Source organism: Thiomonas sp. (genome assembly GCF_054608695.1).
In genome coordinates this window covers 1-3,830 of record NZ_JBTRXV010000177.1, presented here as the reverse complement: position 1 = coordinate 3,830, position 3,830 = coordinate 1, and the positions used below count along the sequence as shown (strand labels likewise).

At 59.8% G+C, this 3,830-nt stretch carries 4 protein-coding genes and 1 pseudogene; all 5 read left to right on the top strand.

Annotation, left to right across the window (positions count from 1 at the left end):
• Positions 1-235: pseudogene (locus ACYCUK_RS23805) on the top strand (hypothetical protein); the annotation flags it as partial.
• A gap of 23 nt (positions 236-258) precedes the next feature.
• Positions 259-771, top strand: a complete 513-nt coding sequence (locus tag ACYCUK_RS23800) for a hypothetical protein (protein ID WP_461597062.1) — start codon at positions 259-261, stop codon at positions 769-771.
• Between the two features lie 177 nt (positions 772-948).
• Positions 949-2,511 carry a DUF3363 domain-containing protein gene (locus ACYCUK_RS23795; RefSeq protein ID WP_461597061.1) on the top strand — a complete coding sequence of 521 codons (1,563 nt, stop codon included), beginning with the start codon at positions 949-951 and terminating at the stop codon, positions 2,509-2,511.
• A gap of 88 nt (positions 2,512-2,599) precedes the next feature.
• A complete protein-coding gene (locus ACYCUK_RS23790) occupies positions 2,600-3,022 on the top strand; it encodes a hypothetical protein (RefSeq protein ID WP_461597060.1) in 423 nt (140 codons plus the stop codon).
• Between the two features lie 3 nt (positions 3,023-3,025).
• Positions 3,026-3,830: Hint domain-containing homing endonuclease (locus ACYCUK_RS23785; protein WP_461597059.1), on the top strand; the 805-nt coding region annotated here is incomplete at its 3' end.

Below are 3,830 nucleotides of genomic sequence, written 5' to 3'. Positions count from 1 at the left end.
TGCAACCCTGCCGGGTGCAACCCTCGCGGGCCAGTCCATGATGGCGGAAATTTGTTACGACCAGTTGCTGCCGTTTAGCTGGCTGGAGGTCGCGCTATACCGTCCAGACACCGTTCTGCTCACAAGCAACGTGTGGTGGGCGAAAGGTACGGGCGCACCGCAGATTCAGCGGGCCAGCGCGTGGGCATGGTCCCGATTGTCGGGGAGTACAGACATAGAGGCGGAAAATTCATGATACACACACAAGGGGACGCAAAAATGGAAGCAACAACATCTAGCATGCAGGCCAAATGGAAAGCTCTAAACTACATAGGGCTTGTTGGTCAGAACCGGGACTTCTCATCGGGTATGCCTATCAGGTTATACCGAGTGATGATCAATGTCATAGGGGTAGGGGTGCTTTCGTTCCTCTTTTTTGGACCCCTCCTGCGGGTGGTCGGTGTCCCGCTGGGGGGGGTGTTTTTCTGGCTCGCAGGGTTTCCGACAGTAATAACCGCTATTTATTCCTTGAGTACATGGTCTTCTGTGGCTCCCAGCTACGATGAAGAGCTGCTTGCCCGGCTCACCAGTTATGACCCCGTGGATAAGTGCGCGTATCAAAAACTACAGCAGCGGGTGCTGCAGGGTGCCGACGGGGTGGACAGTGACGATCTACACGACTGGTTATGTGCTGAGGGTGACGCCTTGCGGCGTATTCGGCAGCAAGGCGATCCGGCGGTGTTCGCTTTTGTGCGCAAGGGGGTTGGGAATGATAATTTGCCCAATCTGTAAGAGCCAAGGAACACTGCGCCGCGGGCATGTATCGGCGGGGGCATCAGGATACACGGCCACAACGCCGGACGCGCGCTACTTCGCGATCTGCAATCGCTGCAGGTCGCAATTTTCCGTGCCGCCGCACGAGTATTTCCAGTTGTACAGCCGACAATCTGAGCGCCGGGGGCTTTCGGCATGAAATCAGACACCAGCGTATCCGGGCAGTCCTTCAAGGCGAAAAAGCCGCGCTTTGAGGACGACGCCCTTTCCATTCGCCGCCCGCGCGCGTCGAAGGTTTTTGACCGGGTGCAGCGGGAAAAGGGCGGCTCCAAAGGCGGCGGACACAAAAAGTCGCCGATCAGTCACCACCATCCCGTGCGCCCATCCCCAAGGGGCCTCGCTCTGCGAACCGCTTCCCGGCGTTGCATGGTGAAGGTGAACTACGTGGCGAACAAAAAGGCCGGACAGTGGGCCGCGCACGGGCGGTATCTGGAAAGAGAAGGCGCCCAGAAAGAGGGTGAAGTCGGCAAAGGCTTCAACGCGGCTGGTGATGAAGTGTCCTTATCTTCCGAGATGCACAAATGGCAAATGGAAGGCGACCAGCGGCTGTTCAAGATCGTCGTTTCCCCGGAAGACGGCGACCGTCTGCAAATGAAGGAATACACCCGCGAGTTCATGGCCCGCCTTGGACAGCACATGGGGAAGGACTTGGAATGGGTGGCCATCGACCACTACAACACGGGTCATCCCCACACGCATGTGGTCTTGCGCGGCAAGGACAACCTGCAGATTGCCCCGGACCTCATCCGCAACGGCATGCGGAAGATTGCTGAAGAGATCGCCACGGAACGGTTGGGCTACAAGTCCGAACTGGAGATACAGAAATCAAAAGAGAAGGAAGTCGACGCCCGGCAGTTCACGGGCATCGACCGGGATATTCAGGACCGGCAAGTGAAAGGCATGGAACCGGATCTGACCTACGTCACGGAAGACCGCCTGACCCCAGAGGCGAAGCACTCTGACTTCGTGGCCCAGCGGCTGCGGATTCGCCGTCTGGAGACCCTGGAAAAGCTGGGGGTGGCGGAAAAGGTGGGTGCCATGACCTGGGCGATGGATCCGGGTTGGGACAAGGCCCTGAAGGACTTGCAGGTGCTGCAGCGGCGCACGGCGATGGTGGCCCAGGGCAGGGCGCTGATGACCGACCCCCGCTGTCCGCCCGTCGTCACCAAAATCCAGCCCGGCGATCACCTGGTGGGCAGGGTGTTGGGCACGGGGCTGGATGAGCAGTACGACCGCAGCTACATACTCATCGAAGGTACGGACAGCCGGGTGCATATCGTGTACCAGAGCGCCGCCATGGAAAAACAGCGGGCGGACCAGAAGCTGCAGCCGCGCAGTCTGGTTTCCGTGACGGGTAAATCCTTTGAGAAGGGTCCTGCGGACGGCATGCTCGGCAAGACCGTCCATTACACGAAAGTCACCGAGTATGACCTGTCCATTCCCGACCAGCACTTCAAATCCGTAAAGATCCCGGAACAGGCGCTGGACGACGCGCTGGACGCCGGGGTACAGCCGGACGCCAATGCCGTGACTGGCTTTCAGGCGGTGTGGCACCGGCAACTGCTGGATCGGCAGATCGCCCTGCAGGCGGCAGTCTTGCAGAAGAAGCTGCAGCAGGAAAAGAAGGCGGCTCTGGAAAAAAGTGCCTTGGGTGCCAAAAGGGGATCTGCGTTGAATAAGGGTAAGGGTATCGACTGACGCTATCCCATTACCCCGCCCGCTATACCCAGACAGGAATCTTTTTAGCAGGGATAAACGCAACATGACAAAACCTGTATTTGCCAACGTGAAACTCGTCGGCCCCTACGCCGAGCGCATCGAGCGGGAAGCGTCCGAGCGGCGCGTGTCCAAGGCGGCACTCATCACCGACTACGCCCTGCGTGGGTTATCGGCAACGGAAAACGGTCACACGGAACTGGACGGCTTTGAAAAGCGGATTGCTGCAACCGTGCTGGCCGCCCGCGGCGACGTGGAAGCGGTGCAGGCGGAACTGGATACCGTTGCGGCCATGCTTGACCTGTTCGTCAAGATGATGCTGATTCACCTGCCGGAACCGGCGGGGGACGAAAGCGAAGCGGTGCAATCCTCAGCGTTGACCCGCTACGACAAGTTCATCAAGCAGGTGGCGCACGGCGGATTCGACGGCGACCGGCCCCGCGCCATCGCCAAGATTGCGGCGCTGCTGACCAAAAAGCTGCAAGAGGATTAAGCAATGGCAGACATGGACAAGGCGCAGCAGGAACGGCATGACCGGCTCATCGAGCAGATGCGCCGGATTCTGGGTTCCGAGATCTGCGCGGTGTTTAACGACCCCGCCGCCGTGGAGATCATGCTGAACGACGACGGGCGGGTGCTGGTGGAAAGGCACGGCGCGGGAATCGCTGAACTCACAACGCTGCCCACGTCCAAGACGCTGAACTTCCTGGGCCTCATGGCGGACTTCCGGGGCACCACGGTGTCCCGTGAAAAGCCCATCGTCGAGGTGGCGATGCCGGACGAATTTTTGCGCGCCCGCTTCGCAGGGGCTATTCCGCCACTGATGCCGCAGCCGACGTTCGCTATTCGGTTGCCTGCGCGATCCGTGTACACGCTGGAAGACTACCGTGACAGCGGCATCCTGACGGTCGAGCAGTACGACCGGATCATCCGGGCGGTGACGGACCGGAAAAACATACTGGTAAGTGGGGGGACGGGGTGTTTTGCCAAGGGGCACCCTATCCTGATGCTGGATGGAAGCATCAAGGCGGTCGAGGATGTTGTGGTGGGCGACAAGGTTATGGGACCGGACGGCAAAGAACGTGTGGTGAAAGACGCGCATGGCGGGTCTGAGGAAATGGTCCGGGTAATTCCCGCCGAAGGTCCGCATTTCGATGTGAACGTGGGGCACTCCCTGGCGCTGATATTGCCGCCCTACCATTATCTGGATGTTTTCCGGTACACAGCGGACCGCTGGCTCAGTGCATCGGATGCTTTCAAAGCGGCGGCCCGCCTGGTTCGCGTCACATCAGGCACCGCCC